The following is an 18,281-nucleotide window of genomic DNA, read 5'->3' as shown; positions in this document are numbered from 1 at the left end:
GCCTTCGAGCTGCCAGGACAGCCACAGCGTGCCGGAAATCATGGTCAGCACGATCAGCAGCGCGCCCAGCGAGAGCGAGACGATGCGCGTCGACAGGCGGTGGCGCAGGCCCGGCATGGCGGGCTCGCCGGACGGCGCGGGGATGGGCGGCTCCACGGCGGGAGCGAAGGAATCGGGGGGCGTGCGGTCTACCATGTGGCGGCCCCGGGCGGGTGGTTTGCGATATGGAATAGGGATGGGCGCAGTCGGGGCTAGTCGCATTTTGACGGCTGGAACGGGTGGCGATTTGCGCCAGATCAAGAACGCATGCGTGCGCGGTGATGGCTGTCCGACTTTGTGAAAATATCACACAGTGACATAAATTTTTCGTGCCCGGAGTGTGCCAGAATCCGGCCAGGAAGGCACGGGAGTGCGGTCCGCGTCCCACGCGAAGAGCGGCCGCCCGGCCGGCATCTGGCATCGCGCAAAGGCAATCCGGAGAGGAAACCATGCTGAATCAGTTCACCAGCCCGCTGCACTGGCACGGGCTCGGCGCCGCCGCCGGCGCGGACCACGCGCCCGAGGCCGCCCGCCTCGCGCGGCTGCCGCTGTTCCGCGGCCTCGAGCCGGCCCTGCTGGACGAGCTCGCGCTGGCCGCGCGCTCGTGCCGCCTGCCCAAGGGCGGCGTGCTGTTCGGGCGCGGCGAGCCGTGCAAGGGCCTGCATATCGTGGCGGAGGGCATGGTCAAGCTCGCCTTGCCGGTGATGCCCGGGCGCGAGAAGGCCATCGAGGTGTTCGGCCCCGGCGCGGTGTTCGGCGAGGCGGTGATGTTCCTCGACGCGCCCTATCTGGTGGAATGCCGGGCGCTGGCGCGCAGCGCCGTGATCCGCATCGACACCGCCGCCATGCAGCGCGCGATCGCGCGCGCGCCGGAGCTGTCGGCGCGCCTGCTCAGGAACCTGTCGGCGCGGCTGGTCACGCTGATGCGGGACATCGAGGGGGTGAGCCTGCGCTGCGCGCTGCAGCGGGTCGCGGAGTTCCTGCTGCAGCAGGCGGGCGAAAGCGGGCGGACCTGGCTGGCGTGCACGCAGCGCGTGATCGCGTCCAAGCTGGGGCTGTCGCCGGAGACGCTGTCGCGCGCGATGCGCACGCTGGCCGGCGAGCGGCTGCTGCGGCTCGAGCGCGGCAAGATCCATCTGCTGGACGTGGACGGGCTGCGCCTGCGTTCCCGCGCGGCGGGGTGACGCCTGCCGGCGTGGGCGGCGCCGTTGGGTGCCGTCCGGCGCTGTCGGGCGCTGTGCGGCGCTATTCGCCCGGCGGGCAGGCCATCGCCTTGAAGCCCGCGTCGACGTAGGTCACTTGCCCGGTCATGCCGCTGGCGAGGTCCGACAGCAGGAAGGCCGCCACGTTGCCGACTTCGCCGATGTCCACGTTGCGGCGCAGGGCGGCGGTCCGCTCCACATACTCCAGGATCAGCCCGAAGTCCTTGATGCCGGCCGCAGCCAGCGTGCGGATCGGCCCCGCGGAGATGGCGTTGACGCGCGTGCCGCGCGCGCCGAGCGCGGCGGCGAGATAGCGCACGCTGGCCTCCAGCGACGCCTTTGCCGGCCCCATCACGTTGTAGTGCGGCATCGCGCGCTGCGCGCCGATGTACGACAGGGTCAGCAGCGAGGCCCGCGGCGACAGCAGCGGCAGCGCGGCCTTGGCCAGCGCGGGAAAGCTGTATGCGGAGATGTCGTGCGCGATGCGGAAGCTCTCGCGCGAGAGGCCGTCGAGGAAGCCGCCCGAGATCGCCTCGCGCGGGGCGAAGCCGATGGCGTGCACCAGGCCGTCCAGCGTGCCCCAGCGCGCGGCCAGCGCCGCCAGCATGCCGTCGATCGCGGCGTCGCTGGCGACGTCGCATTCGAACACCAGCTCGCTGCCGAACTCGCCGGCGATGTCCTGGATGCGCTGCCGGAACCGTTCGCCGGCGTAGGAAAAGGCCAGCTCGGCGCCTTCGCGCCGGCAGGCCGCGGCAATGCCGTAGGCGATCGAGCGGGGCGACAGCACGCCGGTGACGAGGATGCGCTTGTTGTCGAGGAATCCCATGATGCTCCTGGTGCGCGGGGCCGGCATGCGGTGCGCCGGCACCCGGATGGATGAACTGGCCGGGCCGCTACAGGGCCTGGCCGGCCGGCGCCGCCGGCATGGCGGGCGCGGCGGGCGCGGTAAAGCCGGCGGGCATTTCGCCGGTGAGCAGGTAGCGCATCAGCTCGCGCACCGGGCGGATGGCGTCGCCGAACGGCAGCGCGCCCCTGCCGCGGAAGAACAGGCCGCGCTCCACGTCGCCGCGCATGGCCTGGGCCAGCTTGAGGTCGATGCAGAACTGGCCGATGCGGCCGATGCCGTCGCGCAGGCCGCACGCCTGCAGGCAATCGAAGCCCTCCAGGCAGTCGCGCACCTTGGCGCGGGTGCGCAGCGCGGTTTCGCGCGACAGGTAGCGCTTGAGCCACGGCGTCAGCACGGCACGCGCCGGCAGGCCGGCCACGCTGGTGAATTCGCACAACTGATCGGGGCGGGCGCCGGCCAGCACCGCCTTGAAGTCCGGGTGCGCGTCGCCTTCCTCGGTGACGGCGAAGGCCGTGCCCAGCTGCACCGCGGCGGCGCCCTCGCCGAGCCAGTGGCGCACCTTGGCGTGGCTGTTGATCCCGCCCGCGAGGATCAGCGGCACGCTGCCCCAGGCCAGGCCCAGCGTGGCGAACAGCTCGCGGCAGTCGGCCAGCACGCGCGCGAAGGAAAAGCGCGGCTCGCCGAGATCCTCGATGCGCGCGGCGCCCAGGTGGCCGCCGGCGTGGGCCGGATGCTCGACGACGATGGCGTCCGGCAGCCGGTTCTTCTTCATCCACTTGCGCAGCACCAGGCCGATGCCGCGCGCGTCCGACAGGATGGGGATCAGCGCGATGTCCGGGCGGCTGGCCGCGAGTTCGGGCAGGTCGAGCGGCAGGCCCGCGCCCATCACGATGGCGTCGGCGCCGCTCTCGCAGGCCTGCCGGACCAGCGCGGCATGCGAGCCGACCGCCTTCATGACGTTGACCGCGATCGCGCCGCGCCCGCCCGCGAGCCGCCGCGCGCCCTGGATCTCGCGGTCGAGCGCGACCAGGTTGGCGGCCTCGATGCGGGACTTGTCGCGCGACCGGGCGGTGTCGGCCAGCAGGTCGGGATGATGGTGGCGCAGGTCGATGCTGGCGATGGTGCCCATGCCGTTCTGGCTCGCCACGGCGCCGGCCAGCCGGTGCGCGGAGACGCCGATGCCCATGCCGCCCTGTACCACCGGGACCAGCCTGCGGCCCGCCAGCTTCAGCCAATGCTCTTGCATATCGCCCTCGGTAAGACTTCCCGCCCGCCGGCGGCGGTGCCGCGCGGCGCGGGAAGACACCAAGGGTTGCATGGACGCGCCGCCGGGTTTTTGCGCTGGATCAATTGGCGGGCCGCGCGCTACCAATGGCCTATGCCGCCTGGCGGATGGCCGTCAAGCCCGCGCGCGCGCCGCGGCACAGGCTCTTGCTCCCGGACAATTGGCCGGGCGCCGCATTTGGCTAGGATCATGGCTCACAGGCGCGCGCGGGGCCCTGACGACCATCGCGGGCCATCGCGGGCCTTCGCGGACCATCGCGCCCGCGCGCGCCGCGAACCTCATCGAGCAGATCCATGACACCAGACACACCAGGTACTTCAGGCCCGGGCCGCCGCCCGCAACTGGTCGCGCCCGCCGGCTCGCTGGCGGCGCTGCGCGCGGCCCTGCAGCACGGCGCCGACGCCGTCTACCTCGGCCTGCGCGACGCCACCAACGCGCGCAACTTCGGCGGGCTGAACTTCACCGAGGCCGACATCCGGGCCGGCGTGGCGGAGGCCCACGCGCGCGGCGCGGAAGTCCTGTTCGCCATCAACACCTTTGCCCAGATGGGCGCGGTGGCCAACTGGCACCGCGCCATCGACGCCGCCGCCGAACTCGGCGCGGACGCCGTCATCATGGCCGATCCGGGCCTCATGGGTTATGCCCGCGAGCGCCATCCGCAACTGCGCCTGCACCTGTCGGTGCAGGGCTCGGCCACGCACGCCGACGCCATCGAGCTGATGCGCCGGCGCTTCGGCATCCACCGCGTGGTGCTGCCGCGCGTGCTGTCGCTGGCGCAGATCGGCAAGCTCGCGCGGCAGACCGACGCGGAGCTGGAGGTGTTCGGTTTCGGCAGCCTGTGCGTGATGGCCGAGGGCCGCTGCCTGCTGTCGTCCTACGCGACCGGCGACTCGCCCAACAACAAGGGGGTGTGCTCGCCCGCGCATGCGGTGCGCTGGGAGGAGCGCGAGGGCACCATGCACGCGCGGCTGTCGGGCATCCTGATCGACAGCTACGCGCCGGGCGAGCCCGCCGGCTACCCGACCCTGTGCAAGGGGCGCTTCGAGGTGGAGGGCGAGCGCGGCTACGTGCTGGAGGAGCCGACCAGCCTCAACGCGCTGTCGCTGCTGCCGGCGCTGATCGGCATGGGCATCGCCGCGATCAAGATCGAAGGCCGCCAGCGCAGCCCGCGCTACGTCGGCGACGTGGTCGGCGTGCTGCGCGCCGCCATCGACGCCGCCTGCGCCGATCCGGCCCGCTTCGCCGCGCGCCAGGAATGGCAGGGCGTGCTCGGCCGCCACGCCGAGGGCGATCAGGTGACGCAGGGCGCCTACGACCGGCCGTGGCGCTGACGCCGGCCGGGTTTCCCGCGCCGCGCCTCTTCTGACTTTCTTCTGAACTTCTTTCTTCCGGAACCGGACTACCCATGAATCCATCGATGATCGAGCCCGCGGCGCCCAGCTTCGGCATCGCGCTCGGCCCGCTGCTGTACTACTGGCCGCGCTCCAAGGTCATGCAGTTCTATGCCGACGTCGCCGACACGGCGGTCGGGCGCGTCTACCTGGGCGAGACCGTCTGCACGCGCCGCCACGAGCTGCGCCACGCCCACTGGCTGGAGATCGCGCGGATGCTGCGCGACGCCGGCAAGGAGGTGGTGCTGTCGACGCCCGTGCTGGTCGAGTCCGACAGCGACATCGCCTGCATGCAGCGCGTCTGCGAGCAGGACGAATACCTGGTCGAGGCCAACGACCTGGGCGCGGTCAACCGCATGCAGGGGCGGCCCTTCGTCGGCGGCCCGCATCTGAACGCCTACCACGCGGACACGCTGGCGTGGCTGGGCGGGCTCGGCGCCGTGGCCTGCGTGCCGCCGCTGGAAATGGACCGCACCGCGCTGGCCGCGCTGGCGGCCGCGCGCCCGGCCGGCATGGGGCTGGAAGTGCTGGTGTGGGGGCGCATGCCGCTGGCGTTCTCGGCGCGCTGCTTCACCGCGCGCCACCACCGCCTGCGCAAGGACAACTGCGAGTTCCGCTGCCTGGACTACCCGGACGGGCTGGTGGCCTCGACCGGCGAGGGCCAGCCGTTCTTCACGCTCAACGGGGTGCAGATCCAGTCCGCCAGCTGCCTCGACCTGTGCGCCGAGGTGCCGGCGATGGCGGCGATGGGCATCGACTTCGTGCGCGTCAGCCCGCATGCCAGCGCCACGCTGGACGTGGTGGCGGCGCTGGCGGCGCTGCGCGCGGGCGAGGCTGCCGTGGCCGGCACCGGCCACTGGCCGGCGGGCGCCGCGCCCAGCAATGGCTACTGGGACGGCAAGGCCGGCATTACCTGGCAGGAGGCGCGCGCATGATCGCCCCGAAAGCCCTCCTGGCGCGCCTGCACCGCGCGCTGCCGGCGCCGGCGCAGTCCCTGCCCGCGGTGGCGGCGCTCGAACTCGCGCGGCGGCGCGGCTGGCTGCGGCCGCCGGCCGCGCTCGACGGCCACGGCTTCCTGCTGGCGGTGGACGATCTCGGCCTGCAGATACGGTTCCGCTGCGTGGACGGCCGCTTTGCCGCGGGCCCGTTCGACGGCAGCGCGCCGGCGCTGACCTTGCGCGCCAACGCCGCGGACTACCTGCGCCTGCTGGGCGGCGAGGCCGATACCGACACGCTGTTCTTCCAGCGGCGCCTGTCCATCGGCGGCGACACCGCGCTCGGGCTGGAGGTGAAATACTGGCTCGACACGGTGGACCGGCCGGAATGGCTGGCCGGGCTGGCCCGGCATCTGGCGCCGGGCGCGGTGGCGTCGCAGCCGGGCCGCTGACGCGGGCCTTGCCGCGCGCCCCGCTGCGGGCGCGCGCGGCGGTCGGCGGTCGCTAGGCCGGGCGCTGCTCGCGCATCGCGCCGGCCTCGGCCGGCGGCGCGTCCGCGGGCGCCGCGAGCGACGACAACGCCGACGTCACCGCCTGCCACGCCGCGTCCGCTTCCGTTTCGGTGCATTCGCCGTGCTGGCGCTTGGTGGCGCCCAGGCGGTTGAGCACCAGGTGCCGGTCCGGCGCGACGCCGGCGCCGGCCAGACAGGCTTTCACGCAGGCCAGCGGGCAGCCGTCCAGGGCCAGGATCGGGCGGCCCGAGCGCGCCACCCGGACCAGCGCGGCGACGCCGCCGCCGACCCCGCTGACGCAGGACATCTCGGCCTGCCCGCCGCGGTCGAGCCGGATGGCAAAGGTGTTGGCGAGCTGCGCCACGCTGGAGCAGCCCGAGCAGGCGTAGACGAGGGGCAGCGTGGCGGTGTCGGCGTTGGGCATGGGAAACCTCCGGACGGGATGGGCGGGACGGCGGACGGCGATCAGGACGCGGCCGCCGGCGGACCGTGCCGCGCGCCGTTCGCGGGCGACGCATCGCGCGGCACCGCGGCGTCCAGGCCGCACAGCCCGAGGATGAAGCGTGCCACCTGGGCGGGCTGGCCGAGCGGCAGGCAGGGCAGGCCGGCGTCGAGCGGTGCGTCGCTGGCCACCGCGACGATGGACCGATCGCCGGGGTAGTACGGCGCGCGCCCGTGCGCGGGCCGGTAGACCTCCAGGCGCGGGATGTCCTCGCTGCGAAAGCCCTCCACCAGCGTCAGGTCGGCCGGCGCCAGCCGCGCCACCTGCTCGCGCAGGGTCGGCTCGGGCGCGCCGTCGAGCTCGTGCACGATGGCGAAGCGGAACGGCGAGGCCACCAGCACCTCGCCGGCGCCGGCCTGGCGAAAGCGCGCGCTGTCCTTGCCCGGCGGCTCCAGCTCGAGCGGATGGTGGCTGTGCTTGATGACGTTGACGGTCAGGCCGTGAAGGCGGAACCAGGCGAGCATGGCCGTGATCAGCGTGGTCTTGCCGCTGCCCGAGGTGCCTGCGATGCCGATGATGGCGGGTTGCATGACTGCGCTCCCATGCGTGGTGTCCGCGCGGACCGCCGCTGCCGCCCGCGCGCGTTGGTGATGGTCTGGACGTTGTTTCAAGATGCAGCGAAGCGGTCCTGGCTGGACGCGCGGCCGCGGACGGTACAACCAGTACTTGCCGTGCCGCGCAACGACGCCAGGATCTTTTTGAAACGACTTCTTACTGGACCAGCGGTGTCGCGGCGCCGCCGAGGTCGATGCCCTCGATATGCGCGCCGCCGATGAGCAGGCTGGCGTACTGCTTCCAGGCGCGGTCGCGCGCCGCCGCGGCGAGCGCCCGCGCGATCGGCTGCCGCACCGCGTCGAACGGCAGCTGCACGCCGTCGCAGCGCGCGATCACCCGCACCACGTGCAGGCCGTGGCGGGTCTCGACCAGCCGCGGCAGCACGCCGGGCTGGCGCGCGGCGAAGATGGCGCGCTCGAACTCGGGCACGGTCTCGCCGCGCGACACGCGGCCCAGGCCGCCGCCGGCGCCGCCGCTGGGGCAGTTGGAGCGCTCCCTGGCCAGCCCGGCGAACGCCGCCGGATCGGCCAGCGCCTGCGCCAGCGTGGCCGCGGCGGTCTCGCGCAGCGCGTCGAGCGGCACGCGCGGCGTGACCTGGAACAGGATGTGCGCGGCATCGACCCACTCGCCGTCGCGGAAGCGCTCGTGGTGGCTGTCGTAGTGGCGGCGGCAACTGGCTTCGTCCGGCTCCGGCAGGCCGACCTCGCGCTCGAGCAGCGCCTGCGTCAGCGCCTCGTCGTCGCCGTGCAGCCCGAGCCGCTGGGCCTGCGCGCGCACCAGGTGGCGCAGCACCAGGGCGACCACCGCATGGCGGGCGGGCTCGTGCGTGCCGGCGTGGTGGGCCAGTTCGCGTTCGATGTCGGCGTCTTCCAGCTCGACGCCGTTGACCAGGATGGGCATGGTTTTCTCCTCTTGGGGCGGTGATCGGGGGGCGATGATCGGGGACGGTCAGCGGCTGCGCACCAGCTGCCAGGCGCGGCCCAGGTAGCCGACCGAGCCGAAGCCGCTCCACACGTGCACCAGCCGCGTGAACGGGAAGATGGCGAACAGCGAGATCCCCATGAACAGGTGGGCCTTGAACAGCAGCGGCGCGCCCGCGATGTAGCCCGCGGCGTCGCCGCGCAGGGTGACGATGTGCTGCGCCCAGGTCATCAGCAGCACCATCATGTGGCCGTCCATGTGGCGCGACGATTCGAAGATGGTGGACAGGCCCAGCAGCAGCGTCACGAGGATCCACAGCAGCAGCACCTTGTCGCCGGTGCGCGTGACCGCGGACACGCGCGCGTTGGTGAAGCGGCGGTGCAGCAGGATCAGCAGGCCGGACAGGCACATGGTGCCCATCACGCCGCCGGCGGCCATCGCCACGCCCTGCTTGAAGCCGTGCGAGACGCCCAGCGCGTCCCATACCGCCACCGGCGTGAGCAGGCCCACGAGGTGGCCGAAGAACAGCCCGATGATGCCGACGTGGAACAGAATGCTGCCGACGCGCAGGTTGCCCCGGTACAGCAGCTGCGAGCTGTCGCTCTTCCAGCCGTACTGTTCGCGCTCGAAGCGCGCCAGGCTGCCGAACAGGAACACGACCAGCGCGATGTAGGGGTAGATGCCGTAGAGGAACTGGTTGAGCAGGTTCATGGTCGTGGCCTCAGCGTGCGGTGGACAGCGGCGCGGTGCCGCGGGCGTAGAAATGCACGGGCTGGTCGCCCGCCGGGCGCGGCGCGAGCAGCGGCTCCACGCCGTCGGCGCCGGGGCCGAAGGTCTCCAGCGCTTCGTCCATGCTGCGCACCGGCGGCTCGGTGCGCGGCTGCGGCTGCACGTCGGTGAGCGTGCGCAGCACGGCGAACGCCGTGGCATACGGGCTTTCGTCGCGCGCCAGGCGCTCGCCGACCGCGGCGAGCACGTGGATGGCGTCGCCCAGCAACTGCTCGGCGTGGTCCTCCCTGCCGCCGGCGGCCAGCACGCCGAGGAACTCCACGAACAGCGGCACGTAGTCGGGCAGCTCCGCCGTCACCGGCTCGAAGCCCTCGCGGCGGTATTCGTCGAGCAGGTCGACCATCGCCTGGCCGCGGTCGCGGCTCTCGCCGTGCACGTGCTCGAACAGGTGCAGCGAGTGGGCCGGATTGCGGTCGAAGGTGGCGACGTAGTTCTCCTGCAGCTCGATCAGCGTGTTGGTCTTGAGCAGGTCGCACAGTGGCGCCAGCGTGGCTTGCGCCTGCGGCCATTCGGCCAGCGCGGCGTCGATCTCGGGCAGGGCGTCGAGCAGGTCCTGCTCGGGGTAGCACAGCAGCGCGCTGAGGATGGGGTAGAGCGGCATGGGAAGGCTCCGGTTCGGTAGGGATGGCAAAAGGGTGCGCGGGGTCGGGTACCGGTTACAGGGCGCCGGTCACGTCGCCACGGCTTTCTTGCGCGATTTCGGCATGTCGGCGAACACCACGCTGCCTTGCGGCTTCTTGCCGAACAGCGAGCCGTCCGAGGTGCCGCCCGAGCAGCCGTTGCCGAAGGTGAAGCCGCAGCTGGCTTTGTCGTTGAAGCTGTCCTCCACCATCTCCTTGTGCGAGGACGGGATCACGAAGCGGTCCTCGTAGTTGGCGATCGCCATGATCTGGTACATGTCCTCCACCTGCGCCGGCGTGAGGCCGACCTGCTGCAGCACGGCCAGGTCCTGCGCGCCGTCGACCACTTCCGAGCGCTTGTAGGCGCGCATGGCCAGCATCCGCTCGAGTGCCTTGAGCACCGGCGCCACTTCGCCCGCGGTCAGCAGGTTGGCCAGGTACTTGACCGGGATGCGCAGGCTCTTCACGTCCGGGATCACGCCGTCCATGCCCATGTGGCCCGCCGCGGCGGCGGACTGGATCGGCGACAGCGGCGGGATGTACCACACCATCGGCAGCGTGCGGTACTCGGGGTGCAGCGGGAAGGCCACCTTCCATTCGCACGCCATCTTGTACACGGGCGACTTGCGCGCGGCGTCCAGCCAGCTCTGCGCGATGCCCTGGCGCAGCGCCTCGGCCTGGACCGCCGGGTCGTGCGGGTCGAGGAAGATGTCCAGTTGCGACTGGTAGAGATCCTGCGGGTTCTCCACCGCGGCGGCGTCCTGGATGCGGTCGGCGTCGTACAGCATCACGCCGAGGTAGCGGATGCGCCCGACGCAGGTCTCCGCGCACACGGTGGGCTGGCCGGCCTCGATGCGCGGATAGCAGAACAGGCATTTCTCGGCCTTGCCGCTCTGCCAGTTGTAGTAGATCTTCTTGTACGGGCAGCCGGAGATGCACATGCGCCAGCCGCGGCACTTGTCCTGGTCGACCAGCACGATGCCGTCGTCCTCGCGCTTGTAGATCGAGCCGGACGGGCACGAGGCCACGCAGGCCGGGTTCAGGCAGTGCTCGCACAGGCGCGGCAGGTACATCATGAAGGTGTTCTCGAAGGTCGAGTACATCTCCTTCTGCACGTCGTCGAACAGCTTGTCCTTGCTGCGCGCGCCGAACTCGCCGCCGAGGTCGTCCTCCCAGTTCGGGCCCCATTCGATCTTTTCCATCTTCTTGCCGGTCAGCACCGAGACCGGGCGCGCGGTGGGCGGCGTCTGCACCAGCGGCGCCTTCTGCAGGTGCTCGTAGTCGTAGGTGAACGGCTCGTAGTATTCGTCGATCTGCGGCAGGTTGGGGTTGGTGAACAGCTTGGCCAGGATGCCGAGCCGGCTGCCCTGGCGCGGCTCGAGCTTGCCGGCGGCGTTGCGCGTCCAGCCGCCGAGCCACTTGTCCTGGTTCTCCCATTCCTTGGGATAGCCGATGCCGGGCTTGGTCTCGACGTTGTTGAACCACGCGTACTCCACGCCGTCGCGGCTGGTCCAGACGTTCTTGCAGGTAATCGAGCAGGTATGGCAGCCGATGCATTTGTCCAGGTTGAGGACCATGGCTACCTGGGCACGGATTTTCATTGCGCGGCTCCTTCCTTCGCTTGTTGTTCCACCAGCGGGCCTTCCAGCCAGTCGACCTTGTTCATCTTGCGCAGGATCACGAACTCGTCGCGGTTGCTGCCGACGGTGCCGTAGTAGTTGAAACCGTAGGCCAGCTGCGCGTAGCCGCCGATCATGTGGGTGGGCTTGGTGACGGTGCGGGTCACGGAGTTGTGGATGCCGCCGCGCATGCCGCTGGTCTCGGCGCCGGGCACGTTCACGATCTTCTCCTGGGCGTGGTACATCAGGCACATGCCCTTGGGCACGCGCTGCGACACCACCACGCGCGCGGTCAGCGTGCCGTTGACGTTGAAGACTTCCACCCAGTCGTTGTCGCGGATGCCGCTGGCCTTGGCCTCGCTCTCCGAGATCCACACGTGCGGCCCGCCGCGCGACAGCGTCAGCATGCGCAGGTTGTCCGAGTAGGTGGAGTGGATGCCCCACTTCTGGTGCGGCGTGATCCAGTTCAGCACCAGCTCCGGGTTGCCGTTGGGCCGGGCGCCGAGCATCGGCGCGGTGGTCTTGGTGTCGATGGCCGGCTTGTAGACGCAGCTGCCTTCGCCGAAGTCCAGCATCCAGCGGTGGTCCTGGTAGAACTGCTGGCGGCCGGTCAGGGTGCGCCAGGGGATCAGCTCGTGCACGTTGGTGTAGCCGGCGTTGTAGCTGACCTCTTCCGATTCCAGCCCGGACCAGGTGGGCGCGGAGATGATTTTGCGCGGCTGCACCTGCACGTCGCGGAAGCGGATCTTGTCATGCTCGCGCCCGTTGGCCAGGTGCGCGTGCTCGCGCCCGGTGATGCGCGACAGCGCCTCCCACGCCTTCACCGCGACGTGCCCGTTGGTCTCCGGCGCGAAGGTCAGGATCATCTCGGCGGCGTCGATGGCGGTGTCCAGCCGCGGGCGGCCCTGGCTCACGCCGGGCTCGTCCACGGTCTTGCTGAGCGCGCCGATCTCGCCGACTTCGTGGCGGGTATCCCAGTTGATGCCCTTGCCGCCGTTGCCGAGCTTGTCGAGCAGCGGCCCGATCGAGGTGAATTTCTTGTAGATGTCGGCATAGTTGCGCTCGACCACCGTCATCGACGGCGCGGTCTTGCCGGGAATCAGCTCGCACTCGCCGCGCTTCCAGTCCTTCGGCGCGAACGGCTGGGCCAGCTCGCCCGGGGTGTCGTGCAGCAGCGGCGTGCACACCAGGTCGGTGCGGGTGCCCAGGTGGGCGCCGCCGATCTCGCTGAACTTCTTCGCGATGGCCTTGTAGATTTCCCAGTCCGTGCGGCTTTCCCACAGCGGCTGCACCGCCTCCGAGAGCGGATGGATGAACGGGTGCATGTCGCTGGTGTTGAGGTCGTCCTTCTCGTACCAGGTGGCGGTGGGCAGCACCACATCGCCGTACAGGCAGGTGGTGCTCATGCGGAAATCGAGCACGGTCAGCAGGTCGAGCTTGCCCTCGGCGGCCGGGCGCACCGTGACCTCGCTCGGCGTGATGGCGTCGGCCTCGTCGCCGAACAGCGCGTTCTGGGTGCCGAGCAGGTACTTGAGGAAATACTCGTGCCCCTTGCCCGAGCTGCCGAGGATGTTCGAGCGCCAGACGAACATGTTGCGCGGGAAGTTGGCCGGGTTGTCGGGGTCGTCGCAGGCGAACTGCAGGCCGCCGGACTTGAGCTGCGCCACGGTGTAGGCGACCGGGTCCTGGCCGGCGGCTTCGGCCGCGTCGGCGACGTCGAGCGGGTTGCTGCTCAGCTGCGGCGCCGAAGGCAGCCAGCCCATGCGCTCCGAGCGGGCGTTGAGGTCCAGCAGCGAGAGGTTCTGGTAGCGGGCCTTGTCGGCGGTCGGGGCGAGGATCTCGTCCACGGCGAGCTTCTCGTGGCGCCACTGGCTGGTGTGGCTGTAGAAGAACGAGGTGCCGTTCATCTGGCGCGGCGGGCGCGACCAGTCCAGGCCGAAGGCCAGCGGCGCCCAGCCGAACTGCGGGCGCAGCTTTTCCTGGCCCACGTAGTGCGCCCAGCCGCCGCCGCTCTTGCCCACGCAGCCGCACATCATCAGCAGGTTGATGATGCCGCGGTAGATCATGTCGTTGTGGTACCAGTGGTTGAGCGCGGCGCCGACGATCACCATGCTCTTGCCCTGGGTGCGGTCGGCGTTGTCGGCGAACTCGCGCGCGACCTGGATCACCAGGTGGCGCGGCACGGTGGTGTGCTTTTCCTGCCAGGCCGGCGTGTACGGCACGTCGTCGTCGAACGAGGTGGCCACGTTGTCGCCGCCGAGGCCCTGGTCCACGCCGTAGTTGGCCATCTGCAGGTCATAGACGGTGGCCACCAGCGCGCTGCTGCCGTCGGCCAGCGTGATGCGCCGGGCCGGCACGCGGCGCTTGAGCAGCGCGTCGTGCTCGGCGCCGAAATACGGGAAGCCGACCTCGGCCACCTCGTGCCCGGTGGCCATCAGCGAGAGCAGCGGGTCGAGCGCGCGGCCGCTGCCGCCGTCCTTCATCTCCAGGTTCCAGCGGCCCACCTTCTCGCCGCCGTTGTGCGCGGCCTCGCCCCAGCGGAAGCCAATGGTGCCGTTGGGCACGGCGAAGTCGCCGCTGGCGGCGTCGATCACCAGCGTCTTCCATTCCGGGTTGTTGGCCTCGCCGCGCGCGCCGGCCAGGTGGGAGGCGCGCAGGAAGTGGTCGGGCACCAGCGTGCCGCCGTTGTCGCGCAGCAGCACCAGCATTGGCATGTCGGTGTACTGCTTGAGGTAGTCGCGGAAGTAGGCGGAGCGGCCGTTCAGGTGGAATTCCTTGAGCACCACGTGGCCCATCGCCATCGCCAGCGCGGCGTCCGTGCCCTGCTTGGGGGCCAGCCAGATGTCGCCGAACTTGACCATCTCGCCGAAGTCGGACGACACCGCCACGGTCTTGGTGCCCTTGTAGCGGACCTCGGTGTAGAAGTGCGCGTCAGGGGTGCGCGTCTGCGGCACGTTGGAGCCCCACACCATCAGGTAGGTGGCGTTGTACCAGTCGGCCGATTCCGGCACGTCGGTCTGCTCGCCCCAGACCTGCGGGCTGGCCGGCGGCAGGTCGCAGTACCAGTCGTAGAACGACAGGCAGACCCCGCCCAGCAGGCTCAGGTAGCGCGCGCCGGCGGCGTAGGACACCATCGACATGGCGGGAATCGGCGAGAAGCCGACCACGCGGTCCGGGCCGAAGCGCTTGATGGTGAAGGCGTTGGCCGCGGCGATGATCTCGGTGGCGGTGTCCCAGTCGGCGCGCACGAAGCCGCCCTGGCCGCGCACGCTCTTGTAGCGCCGCGCCTTGACCGGGTCCTGGCTGATCGAGGCCCAGGCGGCCACCGGGTCGAGGGTCTTGCGGGCCTCGCGCCACATCTCCATCAGGCGCCCGCGGATCATCGGGTATTTCACGCGCTGCGCGGAATAGACGTACCAGCTGTACGAGGCGCCGCGCGGGCAGCCGCGCGGCTCGTGGTTGGGCAGGTCCGGGCGGGTGCGCGGATAGTCGGTCTGCTGCGTCTCCCAGGTGATCAGTCCGTTCTTGACGTACACCTTCCACGAGCACGAGCCGGTGCAGTTCACGCCGTGGGTGGAGCGCACGATCTTGTCGTGCTGCCAGCGGTTGCGGTATCCGTTCTCCCACCGGCGGTCTTCGTCCACCACGGCGCCGTGCCCGTCCGCGAAGGTGGACTTGACGCGCGACATGAATTTCAGTCGATCCAGGAAATGACTCATTGTTGTTCTCCGCGAGGGCTTTTGCTGACCGTTGGGGAAGCGGTCCAGGGATGTGCACAGCTTATGGGCAGGGCGCGGCGCTGCCCATTCGCTGGTGGAGGAGTAGGGCGCGATGCGCTCGGGCTAGTCCGGCCGCCGCCGCCTAGTTCGGAAGAACTAGGCCGGCAGGGCGGGCGGGAGCGTCAGCAGGGCATCGGCGCGTTCTTGCGCGCGTAGTGCCACCACGTCACCAGCATGCAGCTCAGGTAGAACGCGACGAAGCAGTACAGCGCGGCGTCGGCCGAGCCGGTCAGCTCCAGCGAGGTGCCGAAGCTCTTGGGAATGAAGAAGCCGCCATAGGCGCCGATGGCGCCGGAAAAGCCCAGCACCGCGGCCGATTCCTTGCCGGCGTCCAGCAGTGCCTGCCGCTGCGCGGCCTCGTCCTTGCCGCGCGCGGCGCGCTGGCGCTCGGTCATGAAGATCACCGGGATCATGCGGAAGGTCGAGCCGTTGCCGACGCCGGTCAGCGCGAACAGCACCACGAACGCGGCCAGGAACAGGGGGAAGCTGCCGCCGGCGCCGCCCGCCCAGCCGTGCGGCAGCGCGGCCAGCACGCCGAGCACGGCGGCGATCATCGCCGCGAAGCACCACAGCGTGACCCGGGCCCCGCCGAGCTTGTCCGACACCCAGCCGCCGACCGGGCGCATCAGCGCGCCCACCAGCGGCCCGAGGAAGGCGTAGGCGGTGGGGTTGACGCCGGGGAACTGCGACTTGGTGAGCAGCGCGAAGCCGGCCGAGAAGCCGATGAACGAGCCGAAGGTGCCCACGTACAGCCAGCACATCAGCCAGTTGTGCTTGCGCTTGAAGATCACCGCCTGGTCGGCGAACGAGGCGCGCGCGTCGGCGATGTCGTTCATGCCGAACCAGGCCGCCAGCGTGGCCACCACGATGAACGGCACCCAGATGAAGCCGGCGTTCTGCAGCCACAGGCTCTTGCCGACCTCGCCGGCCTGGTAGGTCTGGGCGTCGCCGCCGAGCGCGCCGAACAGCCCCACCGAGACCACCAGCGGGGTGAGGAACTGCACCACCGACACGCCCAGGTTGCCGATGCCGGCATTGAGCCCGGTCGCCAGGCCCTTCTTGGCCTTGGGAAAGAAGAAGCTGATGTTGGACATCGACGAGCTGAAGTTGGCGCCGCCGAAGCCGCACAGCAGCGCCAGCACCAGCAGCGTGGGATAGCTCGTGGTGGGGTCGCGCAGCGCGAAGCCCATGCCCAGTGCCGGCACCAGCAGCGTGGCGGTGGAGATCGCCGTGAAGCGCCGGCCGCCGAAGATCGGCACCAGGAACGCATAGAAGATGCGCAGCGTGGCGCCCGACAGCGCGGGCAGCGCGGTGAGCCAGAACAGCTGGTTCTTGGTGAAGCGGAAGCCGGCGCGGTCGAGGTTGACCGCCACCACGCTCCACAGCATCCAGATGGCGAAGGCGAGCATCAGCGCGGCGATCGAGATGCACAGGTTGCGGTAGGCGATGCGCTCGCCCTGGGCGCGCCAGAAAGCGGTGCTTTCTGGCTCCCAGCGGGTTAATACGGAACTTGACATGACTGTCCTGTGGGTCGGAACGAAGAAGAGGAATGCGGCAGGCGGCGCGGGCGGGCCGCGGGCGCGCTCATGCCGAGGCCGGCTGCGCCGCGGGCACGCGCGCGGTGATGGCGGTGGTCGTGGCGGCGGCCGCGTCGGGGCCGCCGCGCTGGCTGTAGTGCATCCACACCAGGCTCACGCAGACCGTGCCGTACAGCAGCATGAAACAACTGCTGCGCACGCCGCTGAGGTCCGCCAGCAGGCCGAACAGCACCGGCAGGATGAAGCCGCCCAGGCCGCCGGCCAGCCCCACCACGCCGGAGACGGCGCCGAGGTTGTGGCCGAAGTCGTTGGCGATGAACTTGAACACCGAGGCCTTGCCCACCGCCATCGCGATGCCGACGACGAACAGCAGCACCGTGAACGGCAGCGCCGACAGGCCGATGTGGAACGCCTGCGGGCCGCGCGCGGTGTGGATGATGAAGTCGGTCTGCGGATAGCTGAGCACGAAGAACGCCACCCAGCACACCCACATCACCCACCACGTGGTGCGGTGCGCGCCGTAGCGGTCGGAGATCCAGCCGCCGATGGCGCGCAGCACGCCGCCCGGCAGCGAGAAGCAGGCCGCCAGCAGCGCGGCGATCTTGATGTCGAAGCCGTATTCGCCGATGTAGTACTTGGTCATCCACAGCGACAGGCCGACGTAGCCGCCGAACACCACCGAGTAGTACTGCGAGTAGCGCCACACGCGCGCATCGCGCAGCATGGCGAACTGCGCGCGCAGGCTGGCCGAGGACGGCACGCGGTGGGCGGGATCGCTGGACGAGAAGATCCAGAACAGCACCGCCGTGACCAGCATGGCGACCGCGTACACGCGCGGCACCACGGTCCAGCTCCCGCCGGCGGCGACGATCAGCGCCGGCGCCACGAACTTGGTCAGCGCCGAGCCGGAGTTGCCGGCGCCGAAGATGCCCATCGCCAGGCCCTGGCGCGAGCGCGGGAACCAGCGCGCCACGTAGGGCGTGCCCACCGAGAACGAGCCGCCGGCCAGGCCCACGAACAGGCCCAGCACCAGCAGCTGCGGCAGCGTGGTGGCGTGCGAGATCATCCAGATCGGGATCACCGTGGCCAGCATCAGCACGAAGAAGACGATGCGCCCGCCGTAGCGGTCGGTCCAGATGCCCAGCGGCACGCGCACCAGCGAGCCGCTCAGCACGGGGGTGGCGGCCAGCAGGCCGAATTCGGTCTCGGACAGGCCGAGCTGCTGCTTGATGGGGATGCCCAGCACCGCGAACATCATCCAGATGGCGAAGCAGATGGTGAAGGCGAAGGTGCTGGACACCAGCACCGCATAGGCGCCGCGCGGCACGGGCTCGCGCGGGAGAGGCTGAGTGGGCATGACCATGCTCCTGTGTCGACAATGACGATCGGCTCCCAGCGTAGAGAGCGCGTGCACGGTTGACCATTCGCCGGCAGCACATGTGCGGGTGCCGGTGGAGCTAGTTCCAATGGGGAATGCGAGGCGGCGGCGGAGGCGGGAAGGCCGGGCCGCCGGCCCGGCTGGCGCCGGTCTTCAGCCGGGTTTCAGTCCGGTGCGTGGCCCGTCCCGCCGTCCGGCTTGATGCCGAGCCGGCGCGCGAGCTTGTGCAGGTTGCTGGCGTCCACGCCGAGGTGGCGGGCCGCCTGCGCCCAGTTGCCGCCCTGGGCGGCGAGCGCCTGCCCGATGCAGTGCCGCTGGCACTGGTCCACCGCTTCGCGCAGGGTGGCGGTCGGGGAGGGGGCCAGGGTG

Annotated in this window: 17 protein-coding genes; 4 read left to right on the top strand and 13 right to left on the bottom strand. The window is 70.7% G+C overall.

The features are described from left to right. Positions 1-195 (bottom strand): hypothetical protein (locus tag K206_RS43310; RefSeq protein WP_155888360.1); only part of this gene is annotated, 195 nt, incomplete at its 3' end. Positions 196-488: 293 nt separating this feature from the next. On the opposite strand from K206_RS43310, the gene K206_RS0131310 reads away from it, so the two are divergent. Further along, positions 489-1,223: a Crp/Fnr family transcriptional regulator gene (locus K206_RS0131310; protein ID WP_020206265.1), complete on the top strand. Its 735-nt coding sequence runs from the start codon at positions 489-491 to the stop codon at positions 1,221-1,223. Between the two features lie 61 nt (positions 1,224-1,284). Here K206_RS0131310 and fabI read toward each other — a convergent pair whose 3' ends face one another. Together fabI and K206_RS0131300 are read right to left on the bottom strand one after the other, a co-directional pair. Next, positions 1,285-2,067 (bottom strand): enoyl-ACP reductase FabI, encoded by a 783-nt coding sequence (fabI, locus tag K206_RS0131305; RefSeq protein WP_020206264.1) that lies wholly within the window; start codon positions 2,065-2,067, stop codon positions 1,285-1,287. Positions 2,068-2,134: 67 nt separating this feature from the next. After that, the gene (locus tag K206_RS0131300) at positions 2,135-3,334 is read right to left on the bottom strand and encodes a nitronate monooxygenase family protein (RefSeq protein ID WP_020206263.1); all 1,200 of its coding nucleotides are present in this window, start codon (positions 3,332-3,334) and stop codon (positions 2,135-2,137) included. A 332-nt stretch (positions 3,335-3,666) separates the two neighbouring features. Between K206_RS0131300 and K206_RS0131295 the strand changes: the two genes are divergently transcribed. From K206_RS0131295 to K206_RS0131285, 3 genes are all read left to right on the top strand, one after another. After that, positions 3,667-4,704, top strand: a complete 1,038-nt coding sequence (locus K206_RS0131295; protein WP_020206262.1) for a peptidase U32 family protein — start codon at positions 3,667-3,669, stop codon at positions 4,702-4,704. 74 nt (positions 4,705-4,778) lie between these two features. Further along, complete coding sequence (locus K206_RS0131290) at positions 4,779-5,699, top strand: U32 family peptidase (RefSeq protein WP_155888359.1); 921 nt, start codon at positions 4,779-4,781, stop codon at positions 5,697-5,699. After that, positions 5,696-6,151: an SCP2 domain-containing protein gene (locus K206_RS0131285; RefSeq protein ID WP_020206260.1), complete on the top strand. Its 456-nt coding sequence runs from the start codon at positions 5,696-5,698 to the stop codon at positions 6,149-6,151. The genes K206_RS0131290 and K206_RS0131285 overlap by 4 nt, the downstream gene beginning before the upstream one ends. A 52-nt stretch (positions 6,152-6,203) precedes the next feature. On the opposite strand, the gene K206_RS0131280 is transcribed toward K206_RS0131285, so the two are convergent. The 10 genes from K206_RS0131280 to K206_RS39825 all read right to left on the bottom strand — a co-directional run. After that, positions 6,204-6,635 carry a putative zinc-binding protein gene (locus K206_RS0131280; RefSeq protein WP_020206259.1) on the bottom strand — a complete coding sequence of 144 codons (432 nt, stop codon included), beginning with the start codon at positions 6,633-6,635 and terminating at the stop codon, positions 6,204-6,206. A 41-nt stretch (positions 6,636-6,676) separates the two neighbouring features. Continuing rightward, entirely contained in the window at positions 6,677-7,243 is a 567-nt protein-coding gene (mobB, locus tag K206_RS0131275; RefSeq protein ID WP_020206258.1) for a molybdopterin-guanine dinucleotide biosynthesis protein B, read from the bottom strand. A gap of 181 nt (positions 7,244-7,424) precedes the next feature. After that, the gene (locus tag K206_RS0131270) at positions 7,425-8,168 is read right to left on the bottom strand and encodes a peptidylprolyl isomerase (RefSeq protein WP_020206257.1); all 744 of its coding nucleotides are present in this window, start codon (positions 8,166-8,168) and stop codon (positions 7,425-7,427) included. Between the two features lie 48 nt (positions 8,169-8,216). Next, entirely contained in the window at positions 8,217-8,900 is a 684-nt protein-coding gene (gene narI / locus K206_RS0131265) for a respiratory nitrate reductase subunit gamma (protein ID WP_020206256.1), read from the bottom strand. Between the two features lie 10 nt (positions 8,901-8,910). Continuing rightward, positions 8,911-9,579, bottom strand: a complete 669-nt coding sequence (gene narJ / locus K206_RS0131260) for a nitrate reductase molybdenum cofactor assembly chaperone (RefSeq protein WP_020206255.1) — start codon at positions 9,577-9,579, stop codon at positions 8,911-8,913. A gap of 69 nt (positions 9,580-9,648) precedes the next feature. Then, complete coding sequence (gene narH / locus K206_RS0131255) at positions 9,649-11,199, bottom strand: nitrate reductase subunit beta (protein ID WP_029044293.1); 1,551 nt, start codon at positions 11,197-11,199, stop codon at positions 9,649-9,651. Further along, positions 11,196-14,936 carry a nitrate reductase subunit alpha gene (locus K206_RS0131250; protein ID WP_020423990.1) on the bottom strand — a complete coding sequence of 1,247 codons (3,741 nt, stop codon included), beginning with the start codon at positions 14,934-14,936 and terminating at the stop codon, positions 11,196-11,198. Before K206_RS0131250 ends, narH begins: the two co-directional genes overlap by 4 nt. A 182-nt stretch (positions 14,937-15,118) precedes the next feature. Continuing rightward, the gene (locus K206_RS0131245; protein ID WP_020206252.1) at positions 15,119-16,513 is read right to left on the bottom strand and encodes a NarK family nitrate/nitrite MFS transporter; all 1,395 of its coding nucleotides are present in this window, start codon (positions 16,511-16,513) and stop codon (positions 15,119-15,121) included. Positions 16,514-16,580: 67 nt separating this feature from the next. Continuing rightward, a complete protein-coding gene (locus tag K206_RS39830; protein WP_020206251.1) occupies positions 16,581-17,891 on the bottom strand; it encodes a nitrate/nitrite transporter in 1,311 nt (436 codons plus the stop codon). A 185-nt stretch (positions 17,892-18,076) separates the two neighbouring features. Next, a partial coding sequence (locus tag K206_RS39825; protein ID WP_043367464.1) for a helix-turn-helix domain-containing protein occupies positions 18,077-18,281 on the bottom strand: 205 nt, incomplete at its 5' end.

This window comes from Cupriavidus sp. WS (assembly GCF_000395345.1).
In the GTDB taxonomy this organism is placed as follows: Bacteria; Pseudomonadota; Gammaproteobacteria; order Burkholderiales; family Burkholderiaceae; genus Cupriavidus; species Cupriavidus basilensis_B.
This window is presented reverse-complemented; position numbering and strand designations above follow the sequence as displayed.